This window comes from Hydrogenophaga sp. (genome assembly GCF_025699295.1).
Taxonomy (GTDB): domain Bacteria; phylum Pseudomonadota; class Gammaproteobacteria; order Burkholderiales; family Burkholderiaceae_C; genus Hydrogenophaga.
Genome location: NZ_JAILWB010000014.1, coordinates 28,236 through 48,620, shown reverse-complemented (window position 1 = coordinate 48,620; position 20,385 = coordinate 28,236). Strand labels below are relative to the sequence as shown.

The window sequence follows — 20,385 nt, the reverse complement described above, 5'->3', positions numbered from 1 at the left end:
CATGGAATTCCTGCTGGCCACCGGCATCGGCATCGTGACCGCATGCGCCATCTACCTCATGCTGCGCGGCCGCACCTTTGCGGTGGTGCTCGGCCTGTCACTGTTCGGCTATGCCGTCAATGTGTTCATCTTCGTGATGGGCCGGCTGTGGACCAATGCGCAGCCCATCCTGGCGGGCAATACCACGGTGGCCGACCCGCTGCCGCAGGCCCTGGTGCTCACCGCCATCGTGATCGGTTTCGCCACCACGGGCTTCGTCATCGAACTCGCGCTGCGCAGCAACCACGAAAGCGGGAGCGACCATGTAGACGGGCACGAACCCCGGGCAGTGCAGGGCCGCAGGCCCGTCGCGCCACAGGCGGGAGGCGCCACCGATGTTTGACGCCATCGTCTCGTTCTGGCATTTGCACGCGCCCGTGCTGTCGGTGCTGCTGCCGGCGTTCACCGCCGTGGGCATGTTGTTGCTGGGCGACTCCTCCGGTCTGGCGGCGCAGGGCGGTGGCCATGGCAGCGCGCGTGTGCGCTGGCGCCGCAACCTGGCCATGGCCTCGGTGCTGCTGGGGCTGTTCATGGCGGTGCAACTGGTGCAGCGCGCGGCCGGTGGCGAGCTGCTGGTCTACCAGCTCGGCGAGTGGCCCGCGCCCTTCGGCATCGTGCTCGTGCTGGACCGCCTCTCGGCCCTGATGGTCCTGCTGACCTACGCCGTGGCCGTGCCCGCGCTCTGGTACGCCACCGGCGGCTGGGACATGCGGGGGCGCCATTTCCACGCCCTGTTCCAGTTCCAGCTCATGGGCTTGTGCGGCGCCTTCCTCACGGGTGACCTGTTCAACCTGTTCGTGTTCTTCGAGGTGTTGCTGATCGCGTCCTATGCCCTGCTGCTGCACGGCCAGGGGCGCGAGCGCTTCCGCATGGGTGTGCATTACGTGGTGCTCAACCTGAGCGCCTCCGGCCTGTTCCTGATCGGCCTGGCGATGATCTACGCCGTCACCGGCACGCTCAACATGGCCGACGTGGCGCTGCGCCTGGGGGGGCTCACGGGCGACGCGGCGCTGATCGCGCGCGCGGCCGCCCTGGTGCTGCTCGCCGTGTTCGGCCTCAAGGCAGCGCTCGTGCCGCTGTACTTCTGGCTGCCAGCCACCTACGCGGCTGCGAGCGCGCCGGTGGCCGCGCTCTTCGCCATCATGACCAAGGTCGGCGTGTACAGCATCATCCGCGTGCACTGGGTGGTGTTCGGCCCGCAGGCGGGCGAGGCCGCGCTGGCCGCGCAGGGCTGGCTGCTGCCGCTGGCGCTCACGACCAGCGTGCTCGGGGTGCTGGGTGCGCTGGCCGCGCACAGCATGGGCCGAATGGTGGCCTACCTCACGGTGTCATCGGTCGGCACCATCCTGGCGGGTGTGGGCCTGTTCACGCCGGCCACGCTGTCGGCGTCGCTGTACTACACGCTGCACAGCACGGTGGTGATCGCCGGCCTGTTCCTGCTCGTGGAGCTGATGGCTTCCCAGCGCGGCGAAGCGCTGGACCGCCTGCGCCCCGCGGTGGCGGTGCGCGAGCCGGTGCTGCTGGGCCTGATGATGATCTTTGGGGCCGCCTCGGTGGCCGGTCTGCCGCCGCTGCCGGGATTCCTGGGCAAGCTCATGGTGCTCGAGAGCGCTTCGGGCCTGCCCGCCCAGGCCTGGGTCTGGACGGTGGTGCTCGTGGTCGGTTTCCTCTCCATCGTGGGGCTCGCGCGCGCCGGTGTGATCGTGTTCTGGCACGTCGAGACAGAGCAAGCCGTGGGCGCGGCGTCCGGCTCCAGCGTGAAGCTGCTTTCCGCGGTCTGGGCCTTCATGCTGGTCACGGTCGCGATGGCCGTGCTGGCGTCGCCCGTCAAACGCTACACCGATGCCGCCGCCGCCCAGCTGGCCGATCAGGCCGCCTACGTGCGCGCCGTGCTCGGCCCGGACGCCTCGCGCCAGCCCACCACCCGGCCGTACGACGGTGTGGTGCCGGCACCCACCCCGAAGGAGCGCCCATGACCCCGGACAACCCACCCGATGCCGTCGCACGCAAGGACGGCTGGTTCAGCCACCCGGTGCTCTCGCTGCTGCTGGTCGCAAGCTGGCTGGCGCTCTCGCGCAGCCTGGAGCCGGTGCACCTGCTTTCGGCGCTGCTGATCGGCCTGATCGTGCCGCGCCTGCTGCGCCCGTTCCTCGCGCCGGTCAGCCGCGTCCGATGGGCACCGGCGATGCGCCTGACGGTCGTGGTGCTGCGTGACATCGTGATGTCCAACATCGCGGTGGCGCGCCTGGTGCTCGGACCGATGAGCCGGCCCCGGCCGGCCTGGCTACCGGTGCCGCTGGCGTGCGACCACGCACGCGTCAACGCCCTGTTCGCCTCCATCATCACAACCACGCCCGGCACGGTGTCGTGCGTGATCGACGAGCAGCGCCACCTGATCCTGGTGCATGCGCTCGACTGCGACGACGCGCAGGCCATGATCGACGACATGAAGGCGCGCTATGAAGCCCCGCTGATGGCCATCTTCGGACAGACACCCGTGGAAAGGACCCCGTCATGAACGTCCTCGACCTGGCCTTGAACATCGGCACGGCGGCGGTCGCGCTGGCCGTGCTGCTCTGCGGCTGGCGCCTGCTGCGCGGGCCCGAAATCACCGACCGCCTGCTCGCGATCGACACGCTGTACCTGAACACGGTGGCCCTGATCGTGTTGCTGGGCATGCGCTGGCAGACGGCCCTGCTGTTCGAAGCTGCTCTGCTGGTGGCCATGCTGGGCTTTGCCTCCACCGTGGCGCTGGCGCGCTACCTGAGTCGCGGCGACGTGGTCGAATAAGGAGTCCTTCTCATGCATCCTGTCATCGAATGGCTGGCCGCCGCCCTGATCTTGATTGCGGCCTTCTTCCTGCTGGTGGGCGCGATCGGCCTGCTGCGCCTGCCGGATTTCTACATGCGCCTGCATGCACCGACCAAGGCGTCCACGCTGGGCGTGGGCGGTGTCCTGATCGCTTCCATGCTGGTGGCCGCGGTGCAGGATCGCGCGGGGGTGGCCGAGCTGCTGATCACGCTGTTCGTGTTCATCACTGCGCCGGTGTCGGCCAACCTCATGGCCCAGGCAGCCTTGCACTTGCAACTGGCCTCGCGCGCGCCGGTGCCACCCGGTGCGGTGCCCGAGCGGCGGGAAGGGTGAAGCCCAGGCCAGCCAGGTAGGCGTCCACGGTGTGGCGCCCGCTCTTCATGAGGTCGAATGCCTCGGGGTCGAGCAGCCAGTTCTGGATCAGGCCGTCGATGATCACGTGCAGGCCGAGGGCCGCGGTGGCCACCGGCATGGCCAGCGCAATGTCCTCGCGCCGCACGGCCTCGCGCAGTGCTTCCTCGGTCATCGCCATGCACTCGTTGCGCACCTGCAGGTGGCGGTCGCGCACGGCCTGCATCTCGCTCACATACTCCACCTTGTGCGTGGCGACCTCGAATACGCGCCGCGTCTGCTCGTCGGTGGCGGTCTGTTTGAGCGCGCTCATCATCGAGTCGCGCAGCGAGAGCAGGGGGTTGACGGTGGTGCTGGCGGTGCGCGCCGTGCCCGCCAGGGTGGACTCCAGCGGCAGCGTGACGCGCTCCATCATGGCGTTGAACAGGTCGGCCTTGTCCTTGAAGTGCCAGTAGATGGCGCCGCGCGTGGTACCGGCCTCGATGGCGATGTCGTTGAGCGAGGTGCGCGAGACGCCGTGCGCCTGGAACAGATGCTCGGCGGCATCCAGCAGGCTGTTGCGTGTTGCCAGCGCATCGGCTTTGGTGCGTCGAACCATGATGTTTGTCTCCAGAATGAACGGCCCCGAGGCCTTGCAGGACTATACATACATTCTTGTATGTATGTATACTTTGCCGCTTTGCGGCAGCACGCCGACCAGGTTTTTCCGGTGGTCACGCGTCCCAAACCCCCTTCATACCCAAGGATTCCCATGCCAGCCTTGAGCCCCGTCAAGTCCGTGCCCGTGCGGCGCAACCGCCTTGCCCCCTTGTCAGCGGCCCGCCTGGCGCGCGGCACGTCTGTCCTTGCGTTGGCCGCGTTGCTGGCCGCCTGCGGCCAGTCCGAGCCGCCCGCGGGAGGGGCGCCGGGCGGCATGCCCGCGCCCGAGGTGGGCGTGATCACCGTGACCCCGGGCGACGTTGGGTTGCTGACCGAACTGCCCGGTCGCCTGGAGGCCTCGCGCGTGGCGCAGGTGCGCGCGCGCGCCGCCGGCATCCTGCAGGAACGCCTGTTCCGCGAAGGCAGCGACGTCAAGGCCGGTCAGGCGCTGTTCCGCATCGACGCCGCACCCTATGCGGCCGCGCTGCAGAGCGCCCAGGCCAGCCTGGCGCGCTCGCAGGCCAACCTCTCGCAGGCCGCCGCACTGGCCGAGCGCTACGCACCGCTGGTGAAGGAAAACGCCATCAGCCAGCAGGAATACGCCAGCGCCGTTGCGGCGCAGAAACAGGCCGAGGCCGATGTGGCCGCGGGCAAGGCGGCGGTGCAGACCGCCAGCATCAACCTGGGTTACGCGCGGGTGAATGCGCCGATTTCGGGCCGTATCGGCCGCGCGCTGGTGACCGAGGGCGCGCTGGTCGGGCAGGGAGAGGCCACGCAGCTGGCGGTGATTCAGCAGATCAACCCCATGTACGTGAACTTCACCCAGTCCGCGAGCGAGGTCTACAAGCTGCGCAAGGCCATGGACAGTGGGCAGCTCAAGGGTGCGGGCGCCCAGGCCGCGAGCGTGCAGGTGGTGATGGAGGACGGCAGCGTGTACGAACAGCCGGGCCGCCTGCTGTTCACCGATCTCACCGTCGACGCGGCCACGGGTCAGGTCATGCTGCGCGCCGAGGTGCCCAACCCCAAGGGCACACTGCTGCCGGGCCTGTACGTGCGTGTGCGCCTGGAGCAGGCGACGGCGGGCAATGCCATCACGCTGCCGCAGCAGGCGGTCACACGTTCGGCCCAGGGCGACAAGGTGTCGGTGGTGGGCGCCGACGGCAAGGTGGTCTCGCGCACCGTGAAGGTGGGTGGCGAGCAGGGCGGGCGCTGGGTCATCGTCGATGGCCTCCAGGCCGGTGAGCAGGTGATGGTCGACGGCTTCCAGAAGCTGCAGATGATGCCGCCCGGTACGCCGGTGAAGGCGGTGCCCTGGCAGGCGCCGGGCAGCGCACCCGCTGCGAAGGCGCCCGCAGCTCAGGCTGCGGACGCCGCGAAGTAAGGAGCGCCCGACATGGCGAAATTCTTCATCGAGCGGCCCATCTTCGCGTGGGTGATCGCGCTCTTCATCATGGTGATGGGCGCGGTGTCCATCACGCAGTTGCCGATCGCGCAATACCCACCGGTGGCGCCGCCGTCCATCGTGATCAACGCCACCTACCCCGGTGCGTCGGCGGCCACGCTGGAAGACAGCGTGCTCTCGGTCATCGAGCAGGAGATGAACGGCTCGCCCGGCCTGATCTACATGGAGTCGGTGGCGCAGGCCAACGGCACCGGCAGCATCACGCTGAGCTTCGAGACCGGTACCAACGCCGACCTGGCGCAGGTGGACGTGCAGAACCGCCTCTCGCGAGCCTCGCCGCGCCTGCCCTCGGCCGTGACGCAGCAGGGTGTGCGGGTGGACAAGTCGCGCAGCAACTTCCTGCTGTTCACCATGCTGGCGAGCGACGACCCCGCCTGGAACCCGGTGGCGCTGGGTGACTACGCCTCGCGCAGCGTGGTGCCCGAGCTGCAGCGTGTGCCCGGCGTGGGTCAGGCCCAGCTGTTCGGCACCGAGCGCGCCATGCGCGTCTGGATCGACCCGGCCCGCCTGCTCGGCTTCAACCTGAGCGCGGCCGACGTCACCGCCGCGATCCGCGCACAGAACGCGCAGGTCTCGGCCGGTGAAATCGGTGCCCTGCCCAACGTGGGCGGCCAGTCCATCGCGGCCACCGTGGTGGTCAACGGCCAGCTCGGCAGCGTCGAGCAGTTCGGCAACATCGTGCTGCGCGCCACCCCCGATGGCGCCACGGTGCGTCTGAAGGACGTGGCCCGCATCGAACTCGGCGCCCAGGCCTATGCCACGTCGGCGCGGCTGAATGGACAACCGGCGGTCGGCATCGGCGTGCAGCTATCGCCGAGCGGAAATGCACTGGCCACGGCCGAAGCGGTGCGCGAGAAGATGCAGGAGCTCGAGCGCTTCTTTCCCTCGGGCATGTCCTGGTCCATCCCCTACGACAGCTCGCGCTTCGTGAAGATCTCCATCGAACAGGTGGCCGAGACGCTGGGCGAGGCCATGTTGCTGGTGTTCCTGGTGATGTTCCTGTTCCTGCAGAACTTCCGCTACACCGTCATCCCGACCATCGTGGTGCCGGTGGCGCTGCTCGGTACCTTCGCGGTGCTGCTGGCCATGGGCTTTTCCATCAACGTGCTGACCATGTTCGGCATGGTGCTGGTGATCGGCATCGTGGTGGACGACGCCATCGTGGTGGTGGAGAACGTCGAGCGCATCATGAGCGAGGAGGGCCTGCCGCCGCTGCAGGCCACGCGCAAGGCGATGACGCAGATCTCCGGCGCCATCATCGGCGTGACGGTGGTGCTGGTCTCGGTGTTCGTGCCGCTGGCCTTCTTCGCAGGCAGCGTGGGCAACATCTACCGCCAGTTCGCGGCGGTCATGGGCGTGTCGATCGCCTTCTCCGCCTTCATGGCGCTGTCGCTCACGCCGGCACTCTGCGCCACGCTGCTCAAGCCTGTCGAGGCGGGGCATCACCACGACAAGAAGGGCTTCTTCGGCTGGTTCAACCGGGGCTTTGCGCGCACCGCCAAGGGTTACGAAGGTGGCGTGGCCAAGCTGCTGCCGCGCGCTGGCCGCACGCTGGTGATCTACCTTGCCATCGTCGCCGCGGCGGTGGTGGTCTACATGCGCCTGCCCACCTCGTTCCTGCCCGGCGAAGACCAGGGCACGATGCTCGTCAACGTGCAGTTGCCCCCGGGCGCCACGCAAGAACGCACGCTGGAGGTGATCAAGCAGGTGGAAGACTTCATCCTGAAGCAGCCCGAGGTGCAGAGCATGGTCGGTGTGCTGGGTTTCAGCTTCTCTGGCCAGGGCCAGAACGCGGCGCTGGCCTTCGTCACGCTCAAGGACTGGGACCAGCGCACCGGGCCCGGCAGTTCGGCCGAGGCGGTGGCTGGTCGCGCCTTCGGCGCGCTCTCCGGTATCCGCGACGCCTTCATCTATCCGCTGAGCCCGCCGCCGATTCCCGAGCTGGGGGCTTCCTCGGGCTTCAGCTTCCGCCTGCAGGACCGCGCCGGCCTGGGCCGAGCGGCCTTGCTCGGTGCACGCAACCAGTTGCTGGGCATGGCATCGCAAAGCAAGGTGATCACGCAGGTGCGACCCGACGGCCTGGAGGATGCCCCGCAACTGCAGATCGACATCGACCGCGACAAGGCCAATGCCCTGGGCGTGGGCTTCGATGCGATCAACGCCGCCATCGGCACCGCGCTGGGGTCCAGCTACGTGAACGATTTCCCCAACGCAGGACGCCTGCAACGTGTGGTGGTGCAGGCCGATGCGACTGCCCGCATGCAGCCCGATGACCTGCTGCGCCTGAACGTGGTCAACAACAAGGCCCAGGCGGTGCCGCTCTCTGCCTTTGCCAGCACGCGCTGGATCACCGGCCCGATGCAGACCGTGCGCTACAACGGCTACCCGTCCATGCGCATCAGCGGCAGCGCGGCACCCGGCTCCAGCACGGGCGCGGCGATCGCCGAGATGGAAAGGCTGGCCGCCCAGCTGCCGCAGGGCATCGGCTACGAGTGGACCGGCCAGACGCGCGAGGAAAAGCTCGCCGGTTCCCAGGCCATCATCCTCTACGCCTTCGCCATCCTGGCGGTGTTCCTGTGCCTGGCCGCCCTGTACGAGAGCTGGACCATCCCGCTGTCGGTGATCCTGGTGGTCCCGCTGGGCGTGCTGGGTGTGCTGCTGGCCACGCTGTTGCGCAACTACTCGAACGACGTGTACTTCCAGGTCGGCCTGATCACCATCATCGGCCTGTCGGCGAAGAACGCGATCCTGATCATCGAGTTCGCCAAGGACCTGCAGGCCCAGGGCAAGAGCGTGATCGAGGCCGCACTGGCCGCAGCGCACATCCGGTTCCGCCCGATCATCATGACTTCGATGGCCTTCACGCTGGGCGTGCTGCCGCTGGCGCTGGCCTCTGGTGCCGGTTCGGCGAGCCAGCGCGCCATTGGTACCGGCGTGATCGGCGGCATGCTCACCGGCACCGTGCTCGCGGTGGTGTTCGTGCCGATCTTTTTCGTCGTGGTGCGCACGCTGTTCAAGGGCAGCGAACGGCAGCACCGGCGCGATGCCGAGCAGGCCGCGCAACACCACGGAGTGCACACCGATGACTGACCTTGTGAATCTCCCTCGCGTCGCCTTTGTTCCGGATGTCTTGCCTCGGCGCTTGTCGCGCTTCGGCTTGACGCTGCTGGCCGTGGCCGCCATGTCAGCGTGTTCGTTCATTCCGAAGTACGAGCGCCCTGAGGCCCCGGTCGCGGCGCAGTTTCCTGGTCCGCAGCCCGCTGCGGCGGCGGATGCCAAGCCGGGCGCCGACATCGCCTGGCGCGAGTTCGTGGCCGACGCGCGGCTGCGCGAGCTGATCGAACTGGCGCTGGCCAACAACCGCGACCTGCGCGTAGCCACACTCAACATCGAGCAGGTGCGCGCGCAGTACCAGATTCGCCGCGCCGACCAGTTCCCCACCGTCAACCTCGCGGCCACGGGCAACCGGCAGCCCGATGGAACGGGGGGCATCACCAGCGTCTACAGCGTCGGTCTGGCGCTGAGCAGCTGGGAGATCGACTTCTTTGGCCGCCTGGGCAGCCTGAAGGAAGCGGCGCTGGCCCAGTACCTGGCGAGCGAGGAGGCGCGCCGCGCCGCCCAGACCAGCCTGGTGGCAGCCGTGGCCAGCAGCTGGCTGAGCCTGCAGGCCAACGACGAACTGCTGGCGCTCACCGAACGCACGCTGGCCACGCGCGAGGACTCGCTGCGGCTGAGCCGGCTGCGATTCGACAACGGCGCCACTTCGGCGCTGGACCTGCGCCAGGCCGAGTCGCTCACGGCGGCCGCGCGCGCCTCGCAGGCGCAGCAGCGACGCCTGCGCGCACTGGATCTGAACGCGCTCACGCTGCTGGTGGGTCAGGCGCCACCGGCAGCCTTGCTGCCGATAGCGACCGATCCGGCCACCGCGTCACAACTGCGTGAGGTGCCTGCAGGACTGCCCTCGGACCTGCTCACGCGCCGCGCCGACATCCGCCAGGCCGAACAGCAACTGATCGCCGCCAACGCCAACATCGGCGCGGCACGCGCTGCATTCTTCCCGCGCATTTCGCTCACCGCGAGCGCGGGCACGGCCAGCAGCAGCCTCTCGGGCCTGTTCAGGGACGGCAGCTGGGGTTTCACCCTCGCGCCGCAGGCCCTGCTGCCGATCTTCGACGCCGGCCGCAACCGCGCCAACCTCGAAGCGTCCAACGCCGCGCGCGACATTGCGGTGGCACAGTACGAAAAGGCAATCCAGACCGCGTTCCGCGAAGTGGCCGATGCGCTGGCTGGCAGCGCGACACTGGGCGATCAGCTCAGCGCGCAGCAACAGCAGGAGGCCGCCGAGGCCGAGCGCTTCCGGCTGGCCGAACTGCGCTACCGCAATGGCGTGGCCAGCTTCCTGGATGTGCTGGACGCACAGCGCTCGCTGTTCGCGACCCAGCAGGCGCTGGCCCAGACGCGGCTGGCGCAGCAGCAGAACCAGGTGGCGCTGTACAAGGCGCTGGGCGGCGGCTGGAAGCAGGAGGAGTAAACCTCCTGCGCCGCTGCGCGGCACAGGAGGGTCAGCCTTTCAAGTCGTAGAAGCGCAGGATGTGCTCCCATGCCGTCTGCGCATCGTCCACGTACTGGAACAGCTCCAGGTCCTCGGGCGAGATCGTGCCTTCCTCGACCAGCACATCCAGGTTGATCAGGCGCTTCCAGTAGTCCGAACCGAACAGCAGGATCGGCACTGGCTTGGACTTCTTGCACTGCACCAGCGTGATCACCTCGAACAGTTCGTCGAGCGTGCCGAAGCCGCCAGGGAACGCCAGCAATGCCTTCGCGCGCATCATGAAGTGCATCTTGCGCAGCGCAAAGTAGTGGAACTTGAAGCTCAGTTCGGGTGAAACATAGGGGTTGGCCGCCTGCTCGTGGGGCAGGGCAATGTTCAGCCCCACGTTGGGCGCGCCTTCGTCGTGCGCGCCGCGGCTGGCCGCTTCCATGATGCCGGGGCCGCCGCCGGTGCAGATGAAGAGCTGCTCGGCCTTGTCGCAGCGCTCGCTGTAGCGCGCCACCGTGCGTGCGAATTCGCGTGCGTGGTCGTAGTAGTGCGCGTTGCGCACCAGGGCGCGTGCGCGGGCGATCTCGCGCGCGTCGCCGCTGCGCTCGGCGCGCACCAGCTGTTCCTGCGCCTCACCGGCCTCGCGAAAGCGCGCGCTGCCGAAGACGACGATGGTGTTCTCGATGCCGGCCTCGCGCTGCGCCAGGTCGGGTTTGAGCATCTCGAGCTGCAGGCGGATGCCGCGCGTCTCGCGCCGCAACAGGAACTCGGGGTCGGCAAAGGCCAGTCGGTAGGCGTCGGCCTGCAGGGGCAGGCCTTCGTTGGCATGCGTCTGCAACTCGGCCCAGGCGTCGGCCAGGCGGCGTTCTTTCAGATTCTGTGCGGCTCCCATGGGGTGGACTCCTTGTGTGGTCGGTGAATGTGAACGCGGGCGCGCGGATCACAGGGACAGTGCCAGGGCCAGTGGCACGAAGACCACCGCCAGCGCGTTGCCCAGCATGATCATGGCGCCGACCTTGTCGGGCTCCTGGCGATAGCGCTCGGCCAGCATGAACTGCATCACGGCCGGAGGCAAGGCGGCGAACAGCAGCAGCTGGCCGCGCGCTGCGCCCTCCAGTCCCAGGGCCCACGCCAGCGGGATGCCGATGGCCAGGCCCATGAGTGGGCGGGCGAGCGCCCCCAGCATGCCCAGCGCCAGACCCGAGCGCGTCAGCGCCGTCAGGCGCACGCCGAGCGCGAACAGCATCATGGGCAGCAGCGCGTCGCCCAGCAGTTTCATGCCGGAGAGCAGCACCTCGGGTGGGCGCAGATCGGAGAGCGCGCTCATGAAACCCAGCGCGGTGCCGATCATCAGCGGGCTGGTGAGCAGGTCCCGCGTGCGCGCCAGGCGGCTGGTGATGCGCGCACCGAGCGAGAAGTGCAGCAGGTTGCTGACCGAGAACAGCGCCACGGCCGCCCCGAAGTGCGCCGGGCCGAAAGCCAGCAGGGCCAGCGGCAAACCCATGTTGCCGCAGTTGTTGAACATCACCACCGGCACCAGCGTGCGCGGCTGGGCGCCAAAGGCCCTCGCCAGCGGCCACGCCAGCAGGCCTGTGCCCAGGATCAGCACCGCGCCCCCCACCAGCAGCGTGAGGTGCTCGGTGATGACGAAGTCCTTCGAGGCCAGGGCCGAGTACACCAGCAAGGGCGCGAGCACGTCCAGCGCGATGCGGTTGAACACCGTCATGTCCAGCGTGCGGCGGCGGGCGTAGCCGTAACCGATGGCCACGATCAGGAACACCGGGATGATGACGTCGGCGATGCGGGCGATCAGGTCCATGCGTGTGTGCGGGGCGTTGAAAAGTGAAGAGGCTCCCGCGGGAGCCTCTTCATTCGTTGCGTCAGTCGGTTCGGCCCGCGCTCAGACGCGCTTGCGGTACTCGCCGGTGCGGGTGTCGATCTCGATCTTGTCGTCCTGGGCCACGAACAGCGGCACGGCCACTTCGAAGCCGGTGGCGATCTTGGCCGGCTTGAGCACCTTGCCGGACGTGTCGCCCTTGACGGCAGGCTCGGTCCAGGTGATGACGCGCTCGACGCTGGTAGGCAGTTCGACCGAGATGGCCTTGCCGTCGTAAAACACCACTTCCACGGTCATGCCGTCTTCGAGGTAGTTCAGGGCGTCGCCCATGTTCTCGGCTTCCACTTCGTACTGGTTGTACTCGGCGTCCATGCAGACGTACATGGGATCGGCGAAGTAGGAGTAGGTGCACTCCTTCTTGTCCAGGATGATCTGCTCCATCTTGTCGTCGGCCTTGCAGACGACTTCGGTGGCCATGTTGTTGAGCAGGGCCTTGAGCTTGAGGCGCACGGTGGCGGCGCCGCGGCCACCGCGGCTGTATTCGGTCTTCAGGACGATCATCGGGTCCTTGCCGTGCATGATGACGTTGCCGGCGCGCAGTTCTTGAGCGATTTTCATGAGGGTTCCAACGGTTGGGCCGCGCGCTCCCGGCGTGCGCTGGACACCCGGGAACTGAGCTGATGGCTGCGATCTGTGCGGCGAGGCAGATGGCTGACGGACAGGTGGATCCGGGGCGGACCCGGGCCGGTTTTCCGCAAAGCCTTGAATTTTATCGCTTTTCCCGCACGAAGCCAGTGAGCTGGCTGCACAGGTCGGGCTGCACAAGCAGTCGCTGGCGTGCGGCTTGCGTGCAGTCCCGCCAGCCGGCCAGTGTGGCCGCGTCGGGCCAGACGGGCGTGGCGGCGGTGATGCCGTTCCACGCGAGGTGGAATGCGCGCAGCGATGCCGGCGCCTGCAGCCAGTCCAGGAATGCGTGGAGCTTGGCGTGGTGCGCGTGGTCGTGCTGCGGATAGATGTGCCAGACGAAGGGTTGCCCGACCCACAAGGCGCGTGTCAGCGAATCCTCCCCGCGCACGAAGTTGAGGTCGCTGGCCTGGAGCAGGTGGTCGAATGCGGTCTGCGTCAGCAGGGGCAGGGCATGCAGGGCGCACCCTGTGCCGGGCGGGCCGTCGCGCCGCAGCGCTGCCTGCACCGCCGTCCAGGCGCGCCCGGACGTGACGAGCCAGTCGCTGGCCAGTTCGCAGGCGCCGGCCTGACGCAGCACCGCGGGCAGCACGTCGCTCTCGTAGCAGAACAGGCTCACGCGCCGGCTGCCCGGGCGCAGGGGCAGACCCAGCCCGGCCAGCCAGGCCGGTGCGTCGAATGCCGCTTGTCGCGCGAGCAGGTCCGCTTCACGCAGCAGGCCGCCGGTGCGTTCGGTGAAGCCCGGGTAGAAGAACCACTTGGTGAGGCCGCGCGCCGGCCCGCTCATGACCGGCGAGGGCAGACGGTGCGAGCGCTCCACGTACGGCTCGGCGCTGAGGTATTCGAGGTTGATCCACACCGGGGCGCGTTGCCCGGCGGCGACCCGGGCAGCGAGGGCATCGACGCATTCGCCGGGCGGTTCGCAGCCGAAAGCCTCGATCCATACGTCCGCCGGCGGAAGGCCGTCCAGCAGGTTGGTGGACAACGGCGTGGTCCAGTGCAGCACGTCGACCCCGGAGATCCGGCCTTCCAGCGCGCCGGGCGCCATCCAGCCCAGTGCCTGTGGGTCGTCAAGCCAGAGGCGTACCTGCTCGCCGCGCCGGGCCAGCTCGGCCGAGAGGCGCCAGCAGACGCCCACATCGCCGTAGTTGTCGATCACCCGGCAGAAAATGTCCCATTGCATGGCCGACATTGTCGGTGCAGGCCGCGCTGGCGGCAGGGGTTGCGATGCCGCGCACAATACCGGTCCATGTCCGACACGCATTCCGAACAACTGCTGAGCGAAGTGGCCGCGCTGCCCGGTCTGCCCGGCGTGTACCGCTACTTCGACGCGCAGGACCAGTTGCTCTACGTGGGCAAGGCGCGCAACCTGAAGAAGCGCGTGGCGAGCTACTTCCAGAAAAGCCACGATGGCACGCGCATCGGCCACATGGTGAGCCGGATCGCGCGCATGGAAACCACGGTGGTGCGTTCGGAGGCCGAGGCGCTGCTGCTGGAGAACAACCTCATCAAGACGTTGAACCCGAAGTTCAACATCCTGTTCCGTGACGACAAGAGCTATCCCTATCTCAAGATCACCGGCACGCGCGAGGTGTTCAAGCCCTCGGCGCGCGTGCCGTCGCCTTCGCTCGCGTTCCCGCGCATGGCCTATTACCGCGGCGTGGTCGATCGCCGCCACAGCTACTACGGGCCGTATCCCAGCGCCTGGGCGGTGAAAGAATCGATCACCCTGCTGCAGAAGGTGTTTCGCCTGCGCACCTGCGAGGACACGGTGTTCGCCAACCGCACCCGGCCCTGCCTGCTGTACCAGATCAAGCGCTGCAGCGGACCCTGCGTGGACCTGATCGACAGCGAGGCCTATGCGCAGGACGTGCGCGACGCCGAACGCTTCCTGCGCGGCGAGACCCAGGCCGTGCTCGATGCGCTGGAGCAGCGCATGCTGGCCCACGCCGACAAGCTGGAGTTCGAGCAGGCCGCCGAGATCCGCAACCAGATCAGTGCGCTCTCGCGCGTGCTGCACCAGCAGGCGGTGGACAACGTATCGGACCGGGACGTGGACGTGCTCGCGGTGAAGGTGCAGGGCGGTCGCGCTTGCGTGAACCTGGCCATGATCCGTGGCGGCCGCCATCTGGGGGACCGGCCTTACTTCCCGGCGCATGTGGAAGACGCCACCGCGATCGATCATGCGCTGGCCGTAGAGGGTGGCGGCAGCGCGGTGCAGGGCGACCCGGCCGATCGCGTGGCGGTGCAGGTGCTGGAGGCATTCATCGCGCAGCACTACCTGGGCGTCGCCATGCCGCACACGCTGGTGACCAGCCACCCGGTCGGCAAGACGCTGCTGGACGCGCTGACCGAGCAGATCGGCGCGAAGGTGAATGCCGTGCACCACCCGCGCGAGCATCGGCGCATCTGGCTGGAGATGGCGCAGAAGAACGCCGACATCGCACTGGCTCGCCTGCTGGCGGAAGAGGGCTCGCAGCAGGCCCGCACGCGCGCGCTGGCCGACGCGCTGCATCTCCCCGACGACCAGCTCGACGCCTTGCGCATCGAGTGCTTCGACATTTCGCACACCGCTGGCGAATCCACCCAGGCGTCCTGTGTGGTGTTCGAGGGCCACAAGATGCAGAACAGCCAGTACCGCCGCTACCGGATCGAGGACATCACCCCCGGCGACGACTACGCCGCCATGCGCCAGGTGCTGCTGCGGCGCTACGGCCGAATTGCCGAGGCACTGCGGGCGGACGAGGGCGCGGCGCCGACCATCGGCGCCACGGCCGATACCCCCGGCGCGCCGCAAGACCCAGCTGCCAGCGAGCCCACGGTCGAGTCCGTGGCAGGCCCGCGCATGCCCGACCTGGTGCTGGTGGATGGTGGCAAGGGCCAGGTGAGCATGGCGCGCGAGGTGTTCGAGCAGCTCGGCCTGGACCTATCGCTCATCGTCGGAGTGGAAAAAGGCGAGGGCCGCAAGGTCGGTCTGGAGGAACTGGTGTTCGCCGACGGCCGCGAGAAGGTGTATCTGGGCCACGACTCCGCCGCGCTCATGCTGGTGGCCCAGATCCGCGACGAGGCGCACCGTTTCGCCATCACCGGCATGCGGGCGCAGCGTGCCCGGGTGCGCACGGGTGGCAGCAAGCTCGAGGACATCCCGGGCGTGGGACCGAAAAAGCGCGCGCGCCTGTTGCAGCGCTTTGGTGGGGTGCGCGGCGTGGCCACCGCGAGCGTGGAAGATCTCGGCACGGTGGAGGGCATCTCGGCGGAGCTGGCCGATGCGATCTATCGCGCCCTGCACTGAAAGGCCCGCGCCGCGCGGGATGCCGATGCCCGACGCATAATCGCAGCCATGTTCTTCAACCTCCCCACCCTGCTCACGTGGGCCCGCATCGTGGCCATCCCGCTGATCGTGGGGGTGTTCTATCTGGAGAGCCTGAGCGCGAAAGAGCAGAACCTGGTGGCCACGGTGCTGTTCGTGGTGTTCGCGCTGACCGACTGGGCCGACGGTTACCTGGCCCGCAAACTCAACCAGACTTCGGCCTTCGGTGCCTTCCTCGACCCGGTGGCCGACAAGTTCCTGGTCTGCGCCAGCCTGCTGGTGCTGGTGCACCTGGAACGCGCCGATGTGTTCGTTGCGCTCATCATCATCGGCCGCGAGATCGCGATCTCCTCGCTGCGCGAATGGATGGCCATCATCGGCGCGACCAAGAGCGTGGCGGTGCACATGATCGGCAAGGTCAAGACCACGGTGCAGATGATCGCCATCCCCTTCCTGCTGTTCAATGGCACGCTGCTGGGGATCATCGACACGCTGCTCTGGGGCACCTGGCTGATCTGGGTCTCGGCGGTGCTCACCATCTGGTCCATGGTGTACTACCTGCAGAAGGCCATTCCCGAGATCCGCGCCAAGTCGCGCTGAGGGACTGGCGATGAACTCCCCGACGCAAGACAACGCGTGGCTGCGCGCCATGCCCTGGGTGTTCGTGCTGATCTGGAGCACCGGTTTCATCGTGGCGCGTTACGGCATGCCGCATGCGCCACCGATGAAATTTCTCGCGGTGCGCTACGCGCTCTCCATTGCATGTTTCCTCCCCTGGGTCGTTCTGGCGGGCGTGAAATGGCCGACCAGCCGCGCCCAGTGGTTTCACCTCGCCGTCACGGGCGTGCTGATGCACGCGGGTTACCTCGGGGGTGTCTGGGCGGCGGTGAAGGCCGGCATGGGATCGGGCCTGTCGTCGCTGATCGTCGGCATCCAGCCCGTGCTGACCGCGATCTGGCTGTCGGGCACCGGTTCGCGCGTGTCGAAACGGCAGTGGCTGGGGCTGGTGCTCGGTTTCGCGGGTCTGGTTCTGGTGGTTTCGCGCAAGTTCGGCGCGGGCGGGCCGGGCGACCAGGCCAACTGGCTCAACCTGTCCTTTGCGCTGGTGGCGCTGCTGGCCATCACGGTGGGCACGCTGTACCAGAAGCGCTATGTGGCGGCATGCGACGTGCGCACCGCCAATGCGGTTCAACTCATGGCGGCCCTGCTCGTCACGCTGCCGCTGACGCTGCTGGAAGCGGAGAGCATGCAATGGAACGCCGAGCTCATGGGCGCCATGGGGTGGTCCGTGCTGGGGCTCACGCTGGGTGGCAGTTCGCTGTTGTACATGTTGATCCAGCGCGGCGCGGCGGCCTCCGTCACCAGCCTGATGTACCTGGTGCCGCCCTGCACCGCGCTGATCGCCTGGGTGCTGTTTGCCGAACCCATCACCGCCATCACCCTGGCGGGCACCGCGCTCACCGCTTTTGGCGTGAGCCTCGTGGTGCGGGCGCCGCGCTGACGGGCTTCCAGGGCTGCTTGCGGAAGGCGTCGAGCAGAAAGTCCACCAGCAGGCGGATGCGCCTGGGGGTCTGGGGGCGGTAGGGTGCGAGCCAGTGGATGTCGGCGTCGGGCATCGCGAACGTGGGCAGCACCCGTACCAGTTCACCACTGGCGAGCTGGGGCCCGATGTCCCAGAGGCTGCGCAGCATGATGCCGTGTCCGCTGATGCACCAGTCGCGCACCAGTTCGCCCGAGTTGCTCGACAGCGGGCCGTTCACGGGCACATGCGTCACCTGCGCGTCGCCCGTGCGCTGCAGACGCCAGTGGTCGAAGCGTTGTCCCGGTCCCCCATCGTTTTCGCGCACCACCAGGCACGCATGTGTGGCGAGGTCCTGCAGCGTGCGTGGAGCGCCGTGGCGCTCGATGTAAACCGGTGCGGCCACCAGCACGCGCTGGTTGCCCGCCAGCCGGCGCGACACCCATTCGGCTGCGCGTTCGCGGGGCGCGTTCCAGAGCCAGATCGCGCCGTCGAACCCTTCCACCGCGAGGTCGGGCAACTGTTCCGTGAGCTGCAGCTGTACCTGTATGCCCGTGTGGCGCGCCTGGAACGCCGCCAGTGCCGGGCCCACCCACAGGCGGCCGAACCCAAAGGTGGCCGCCAGCCGGATCGGCCCGGCCGGTTCGGCCTGGCGCTCGCGCAACTCGGCCTCCACATCATCGAACGCGCGCAGCAGGTGCACCGCGCGTTCGCACAAGGTGTCGCCTTCTGCCGTGGGACTCACGCGCCGCGTGGTGCGCTGGAACAGGCGCAGGCCCAGGCGCGCTTCCAGCGCGGCCAGACGCTTGGTCACGGCCGAAGGCGCCACACGCAGCGCGCGCGCAGCCATGACCAGACTGCCGTGTTGCCGCACGGCGAGCACCAGTTCCAGATCAGGGCGGTCCAATTGTTTCCTTTTAGTAATTAATCAATTGACGGATTATTGCTGCAATGCGGGCTATGCTGGAGGCCATGCTGAATGAATTTGCATCCCGTACCGTGGACCGCGACGGCGTGGCCCTGCACACCCGCGTCGCGGGCGATGGGCCGCCCTTGTTGCTGTTGCATGGCCATCCGCAGTGCATGGCCATGTGGCACCGCGTCGCGCCGACGCTGGCCCGGCATTTCACCGTGGTGCTGATGGACCTGCGTGGCTATGGTGACTCCGCGCGGCCCGCACCCGATGCGGCGCACCACGCCCACAGCAAGCGCGAGATGGCGCTCGACGCAGTGGCTGTAATGGCCGCGCACGGTTTCGAACGCTTCGACGTGCTGGCGCACGATCGCGGCGCGCGCGTGGCGCACCGGCTCGCGGCGGACCATCCCCAGGTGGTGCGGCAGCTGATGCTGCTCGACATCGCGCCCACACTGGCCATGTACGAACAGACCAGCGAAGCCTTTGCGCGCGCCTACTGGCACTGGTTCTTCCTGATCCAGCCGCCGCCGCTGCCCGAGGCGCTGATCGAGGCCGACCCGGTGCGCTACGTGCGCAGCGTCATGGGCAGCCGGCACGCGGGCCTGGCGGCGTTCGACCCTGCTGCGCTGGCCGAGTACGAGCGCTGCGGAGCGCTTCCCGGCACCGCCGCGTCGGTCTGCGAGGACTACCGCGCCAGCGCCACCATCGACCTGGAGCACGATCGCGCCGACATCGCGGCGGGCCGGAGGCTGATGCAACCCCTGCGTGTGCTCTGGGGTGAACACGGTGTCGTGGCGCGCTGCTTCGACGTGCTGGCGCTGTGGCGCGAGCGCGCCACCCAGGTGTCGGGCCACAGCCTGCCGTGCGGCCACTACATCGCCGAGGAGGCGCCCGCGCGCCTGATTGACGAAGCCCTGTCATTTTTCCAAACCGACCCGAAGGACCATCCATGAGCAAACACCGCATCGCCGTCATCGCCGGCGACGGCATCGGCACCGAAGTCATGCCCGAGGGCATCCGCGTGCTGGAGGCCGTCGCCACGAAGTTCGGCCTGGATCTGCAGTTCGACCATTTCGATTTCTCGAGCTGCGACTACTTCGAGCGCCACGGCAAGATGCTGCCGGACGACTGGAAGGAGCAGATCGGCGGGCACGACGCGATCTACTTCGGTGCGGTCGGCTGGCCCGACAAGGTGCCCGACCACGTCTCGCTGTGGGGCTCGCTGCTGCTGTTCCGTCGCGAGTTCGACCAGTACGTCAACATCCGACCCGCGAAGCTCATGCCCGGCGTGACCGCGCCCGTGGTGCGGCGCGACGGCAGCCCGCGCGCGCCCGGCGAGATCGACATGGTGATCGTGCGCGAGAACACCGAGGGCGAATATTCCAGCATCGGTGGCCGCATGTACCCCGGCACCGAGCGCGAGATCGTGGTACAGGAAACCGTGATGTCGCGCATCGGCGTGGACCGCGTGCTGCGCCATGCCTTCGAGTTGGCGCGCTCGCGGCCGAAGAAGCACCTGACCAGCGCGACCAAGTCCAACGGCATTGCCATCACCATGCCCTACTGGGACGAGCGCGTGCAGGAGATGGCCAAGGCGTATCCGGACGTGAAGGTCGACAAGTTCCACATCGACATCCTCACCGCGCACTTCGTGCAACGCCCGGACTTCTTCGACGTGGTGGTCGGCAGCAATCTGTTCGGCGACATCCTCTCCGACCTCGGACCGGCCTGTACCGGCACCATCGGCATCGCGCCCAGCGCCAACCTCAACCCCACGCGCCAACACCCTTCGCTGTTCGAGCCGGTGCATGGATCGGCGCCGGACATTGCGGGCAGGGGTATCGCGAACCCGATCGGCCAGATCTGGTGCGGCGCGATGATGCTCGATTTCCTGGGCCACCGCGATGCGCACGACGCCGTGATGCAGGCGATCGAGGCCGTGCTGCAGCCCGGCAGCGGTGCGCCGCGCACGGCCGATCTGGGCGGCAGCGCAGGCACCCGCGACGTGGGCCAGGCCATTGCCCAGGCGCTGCGCGCCTGAGCAAACGCGCGCCTCGCACCGGCGAGGTGTGCGACATTTTGTTGCGCACGGTCCGGCCTGGATGAAAGCGTCTAGAATCTCGCCTCTTGCGCCGCCGGGACTGGGCCGGGTCCCCTCATGTATTGACAGGGGTTGTGCCCAGTGGGTCTAATCACCCAGCGTTTGCCACGGTGTTGGCATCGTCCTGCGGTCTAGAGCGATTCAGGTTTTTTGCCTGCGGCCAGCGCCGTCTCTGG

General features: G+C 68.1%; 19 protein-coding genes. 13 read left to right on the top strand and 6 right to left on the bottom strand.

Going from position 1 to position 20,385, the window contains the following annotated elements; genetic code table 11:
* The first annotated feature begins 1 nt into the window (after nt 1).
* The 5 genes from K5880_RS15855 to K5880_RS15835 are packed head-to-tail and all read left to right on the top strand — an operon-like array spanning nt 2 to nt 3,183.
* Nucleotides 2-382: a Na+/H+ antiporter subunit C gene (locus K5880_RS15855; RefSeq protein WP_297654560.1), complete on the top strand. Its 381-nt coding sequence runs from the start codon at nt 2-4 to the stop codon at nt 380-382.
* Nucleotides 375-2,015: a monovalent cation/H+ antiporter subunit D gene (locus K5880_RS15850; protein WP_297654351.1), complete on the top strand. Its 1,641-nt coding sequence runs from the start codon at nt 375-377 to the stop codon at nt 2,013-2,015. The genes K5880_RS15855 and K5880_RS15850 overlap by 8 nt, the downstream gene beginning before the upstream one ends.
* Complete coding sequence (locus tag K5880_RS15845; protein WP_297654348.1) at nt 2,012-2,557, top strand: Na+/H+ antiporter subunit E; 546 nt, start codon at nt 2,012-2,014, stop codon at nt 2,555-2,557. The genes K5880_RS15850 and K5880_RS15845 overlap by 4 nt, the downstream gene beginning before the upstream one ends.
* Nucleotides 2,554-2,829: a K+/H+ antiporter subunit F gene (locus K5880_RS15840; RefSeq protein WP_297654345.1), complete on the top strand. Its 276-nt coding sequence runs from the start codon at nt 2,554-2,556 to the stop codon at nt 2,827-2,829. Before K5880_RS15845 ends, K5880_RS15840 begins: the two co-directional genes overlap by 4 nt.
* A 12-nt stretch (nt 2,830-2,841) precedes the next feature.
* On the top strand, nt 2,842-3,183 hold the full coding sequence (locus K5880_RS15835) for a Na+/H+ antiporter subunit G (protein ID WP_297654342.1): 342 nt from the start codon (nt 2,842-2,844) through the stop codon (nt 3,181-3,183).
* On the opposite strand, the gene K5880_RS15830 is transcribed toward K5880_RS15835, so the two are convergent.
* On the bottom strand, nt 3,098-3,799 hold the full coding sequence (locus K5880_RS15830; RefSeq protein ID WP_297654339.1) for a TetR family transcriptional regulator: 702 nt from the start codon (nt 3,797-3,799) through the stop codon (nt 3,098-3,100). The genes K5880_RS15835 and K5880_RS15830 overlap by 86 nt on opposite strands.
* A gap of 153 nt (nt 3,800-3,952) precedes the next feature.
* Between K5880_RS15830 and K5880_RS15825 the strand changes: the two genes are divergently transcribed.
* Genes K5880_RS15825 through K5880_RS15815 form a run of 3 tightly spaced genes read left to right on the top strand, consistent with a single transcriptional unit; the run spans nt 3,953 to nt 9,833 of the window.
* Complete coding sequence (locus K5880_RS15825) at nt 3,953-5,221, top strand: efflux RND transporter periplasmic adaptor subunit (protein WP_297654336.1); 1,269 nt, start codon at nt 3,953-3,955, stop codon at nt 5,219-5,221.
* A gap of 12 nt (nt 5,222-5,233) precedes the next feature.
* Nucleotides 5,234-8,392 carry an efflux RND transporter permease subunit gene (locus K5880_RS15820; protein WP_297654334.1) on the top strand — a complete coding sequence of 1,053 codons (3,159 nt, stop codon included), beginning with the start codon at nt 5,234-5,236 and terminating at the stop codon, nt 8,390-8,392.
* Complete coding sequence (locus tag K5880_RS15815) at nt 8,385-9,833, top strand: efflux transporter outer membrane subunit (RefSeq protein WP_297654331.1); 1,449 nt, start codon at nt 8,385-8,387, stop codon at nt 9,831-9,833. The genes K5880_RS15820 and K5880_RS15815 overlap by 8 nt, the downstream gene beginning before the upstream one ends.
* A 31-nt stretch (nt 9,834-9,864) precedes the next feature.
* Here K5880_RS15815 and K5880_RS15810 read toward each other — a convergent pair whose 3' ends face one another.
* The 4 genes from K5880_RS15810 to earP form a co-directional block, all read right to left on the bottom strand.
* Nucleotides 9,865-10,734 carry a TIGR00730 family Rossman fold protein gene (locus tag K5880_RS15810; protein WP_297654328.1) on the bottom strand — a complete coding sequence of 290 codons (870 nt, stop codon included), beginning with the start codon at nt 10,732-10,734 and terminating at the stop codon, nt 9,865-9,867.
* A 48-nt stretch (nt 10,735-10,782) separates the two neighbouring features.
* The gene (locus tag K5880_RS15805; RefSeq protein WP_297654325.1) at nt 10,783-11,661 is read right to left on the bottom strand and encodes an AEC family transporter; all 879 of its coding nucleotides are present in this window, start codon (nt 11,659-11,661) and stop codon (nt 10,783-10,785) included.
* 81 nt (nt 11,662-11,742) lie between these two features.
* A complete protein-coding gene (efp, locus tag K5880_RS15800) occupies nt 11,743-12,297 on the bottom strand; it encodes an elongation factor P (RefSeq protein ID WP_297654322.1) in 555 nt (184 codons plus the stop codon).
* Nucleotides 12,298-12,448: 151 nt separating this feature from the next.
* Nucleotides 12,449-13,555: an elongation factor P maturation arginine rhamnosyltransferase EarP gene (earP, locus tag K5880_RS15795; protein ID WP_297654319.1), complete on the bottom strand. Its 1,107-nt coding sequence runs from the start codon at nt 13,553-13,555 to the stop codon at nt 12,449-12,451.
* A 57-nt stretch (nt 13,556-13,612) separates the two neighbouring features.
* Here earP and uvrC point away from each other — a divergent pair, with 57 nt between their 5' ends.
* The 3 genes from uvrC to K5880_RS15780 are packed head-to-tail and all read left to right on the top strand — an operon-like array spanning nt 13,613 to nt 17,174.
* On the top strand, nt 13,613-15,655 hold the full coding sequence (uvrC, locus tag K5880_RS15790; RefSeq protein ID WP_297654317.1) for an excinuclease ABC subunit UvrC: 2,043 nt from the start codon (nt 13,613-13,615) through the stop codon (nt 15,653-15,655).
* A gap of 48 nt (nt 15,656-15,703) precedes the next feature.
* Nucleotides 15,704-16,273, top strand: coding sequence for a CDP-diacylglycerol--glycerol-3-phosphate 3-phosphatidyltransferase (gene pgsA, locus K5880_RS15785; protein ID WP_297654314.1), 570 nt, complete (start codon nt 15,704-15,706; stop codon nt 16,271-16,273).
* Nucleotides 16,274-16,283: 10 nt separating this feature from the next.
* On the top strand, nt 16,284-17,174 hold the full coding sequence (locus K5880_RS15780) for a DMT family transporter (RefSeq protein WP_297654312.1): 891 nt from the start codon (nt 16,284-16,286) through the stop codon (nt 17,172-17,174).
* On the opposite strand, the gene K5880_RS15775 is transcribed toward K5880_RS15780, so the two are convergent.
* On the bottom strand, nt 17,131-18,099 hold the full coding sequence (locus tag K5880_RS15775) for a LysR family transcriptional regulator (protein WP_297654310.1): 969 nt from the start codon (nt 18,097-18,099) through the stop codon (nt 17,131-17,133). The two genes, K5880_RS15780 and K5880_RS15775, sit on opposite strands and share 44 nt — an antisense overlap.
* Before the next feature lie 65 nt (nt 18,100-18,164).
* On the opposite strand from K5880_RS15775, the gene K5880_RS15770 reads away from it, so the two are divergent.
* Both K5880_RS15770 and K5880_RS15765 read left to right on the top strand, forming a co-directional pair.
* The gene (locus K5880_RS15770) at nt 18,165-19,061 is read left to right on the top strand and encodes an alpha/beta hydrolase (protein ID WP_297654308.1); all 897 of its coding nucleotides are present in this window, start codon (nt 18,165-18,167) and stop codon (nt 19,059-19,061) included.
* Nucleotides 19,058-20,149 (top strand): tartrate dehydrogenase, encoded by a 1,092-nt coding sequence (locus tag K5880_RS15765; protein WP_297654305.1) that lies wholly within the window; start codon nt 19,058-19,060, stop codon nt 20,147-20,149. Before K5880_RS15770 ends, K5880_RS15765 begins: the two co-directional genes overlap by 4 nt.
* Nucleotides 20,150-20,385: the final 236 nt, after the last annotated feature.

Excerpts from the sequence above, each read along its gene's own strand:
- K5880_RS15835 (WP_297654342.1), top strand. The coding sequence starts at position 2,842 with ATGCATCCTGTCATCGAATGGCTGGCCGCCGCCCTGATCTTGATTGCG.
- efp (WP_297654322.1), bottom strand. The coding sequence starts at position 12,297 with ATGAAAATCGCTCAAGAACTGCGCGCCGGCAACGTCATCATGCACGGC.
- K5880_RS15855 (WP_297654560.1), top strand. The coding sequence starts at position 2 with ATGGAATTCCTGCTGGCCACCGGCATCGGCATCGTGACCGCATGCGCC.
- K5880_RS15815 (WP_297654331.1), top strand. The coding sequence starts at position 8,385 with ATGACTGACCTTGTGAATCTCCCTCGCGTCGCCTTTGTTCCGGATGTC.
- K5880_RS15840 (WP_297654345.1), top strand. The coding sequence starts at position 2,554 with ATGAACGTCCTCGACCTGGCCTTGAACATCGGCACGGCGGCGGTCGCG.
- K5880_RS15845 (WP_297654348.1), top strand. The coding sequence starts at position 2,012 with ATGACCCCGGACAACCCACCCGATGCCGTCGCACGCAAGGACGGCTGG.
- K5880_RS15805 (WP_297654325.1), bottom strand. The coding sequence starts at position 11,661 with ATGGACCTGATCGCCCGCATCGCCGACGTCATCATCCCGGTGTTCCTG.
- earP (WP_297654319.1), bottom strand. The coding sequence starts at position 13,555 with ATGTCGGCCATGCAATGGGACATTTTCTGCCGGGTGATCGACAACTAC.
- K5880_RS15765 (WP_297654305.1), top strand. The coding sequence starts at position 19,058 with ATGAGCAAACACCGCATCGCCGTCATCGCCGGCGACGGCATCGGCACC.
- K5880_RS15830 (WP_297654339.1), bottom strand. The coding sequence starts at position 3,799 with ATGGTTCGACGCACCAAAGCCGATGCGCTGGCAACACGCAACAGCCTG.
- K5880_RS15780 (WP_297654312.1), top strand. The coding sequence starts at position 16,284 with ATGAACTCCCCGACGCAAGACAACGCGTGGCTGCGCGCCATGCCCTGG.
- K5880_RS15810 (WP_297654328.1), bottom strand. The coding sequence starts at position 10,734 with ATGGGAGCCGCACAGAATCTGAAAGAACGCCGCCTGGCCGACGCCTGG.
- K5880_RS15820 (WP_297654334.1), top strand. The coding sequence starts at position 5,234 with ATGGCGAAATTCTTCATCGAGCGGCCCATCTTCGCGTGGGTGATCGCG.
- K5880_RS15770 (WP_297654308.1), top strand. The coding sequence starts at position 18,165 with ATGCTGAATGAATTTGCATCCCGTACCGTGGACCGCGACGGCGTGGCC.
- uvrC (WP_297654317.1), top strand. The coding sequence starts at position 13,613 with ATGTCCGACACGCATTCCGAACAACTGCTGAGCGAAGTGGCCGCGCTG.
- pgsA (WP_297654314.1), top strand. The coding sequence starts at position 15,704 with ATGTTCTTCAACCTCCCCACCCTGCTCACGTGGGCCCGCATCGTGGCC.
- K5880_RS15825 (WP_297654336.1), top strand. The coding sequence starts at position 3,953 with ATGCCAGCCTTGAGCCCCGTCAAGTCCGTGCCCGTGCGGCGCAACCGC.
- K5880_RS15850 (WP_297654351.1), top strand. The coding sequence starts at position 375 with ATGTTTGACGCCATCGTCTCGTTCTGGCATTTGCACGCGCCCGTGCTG.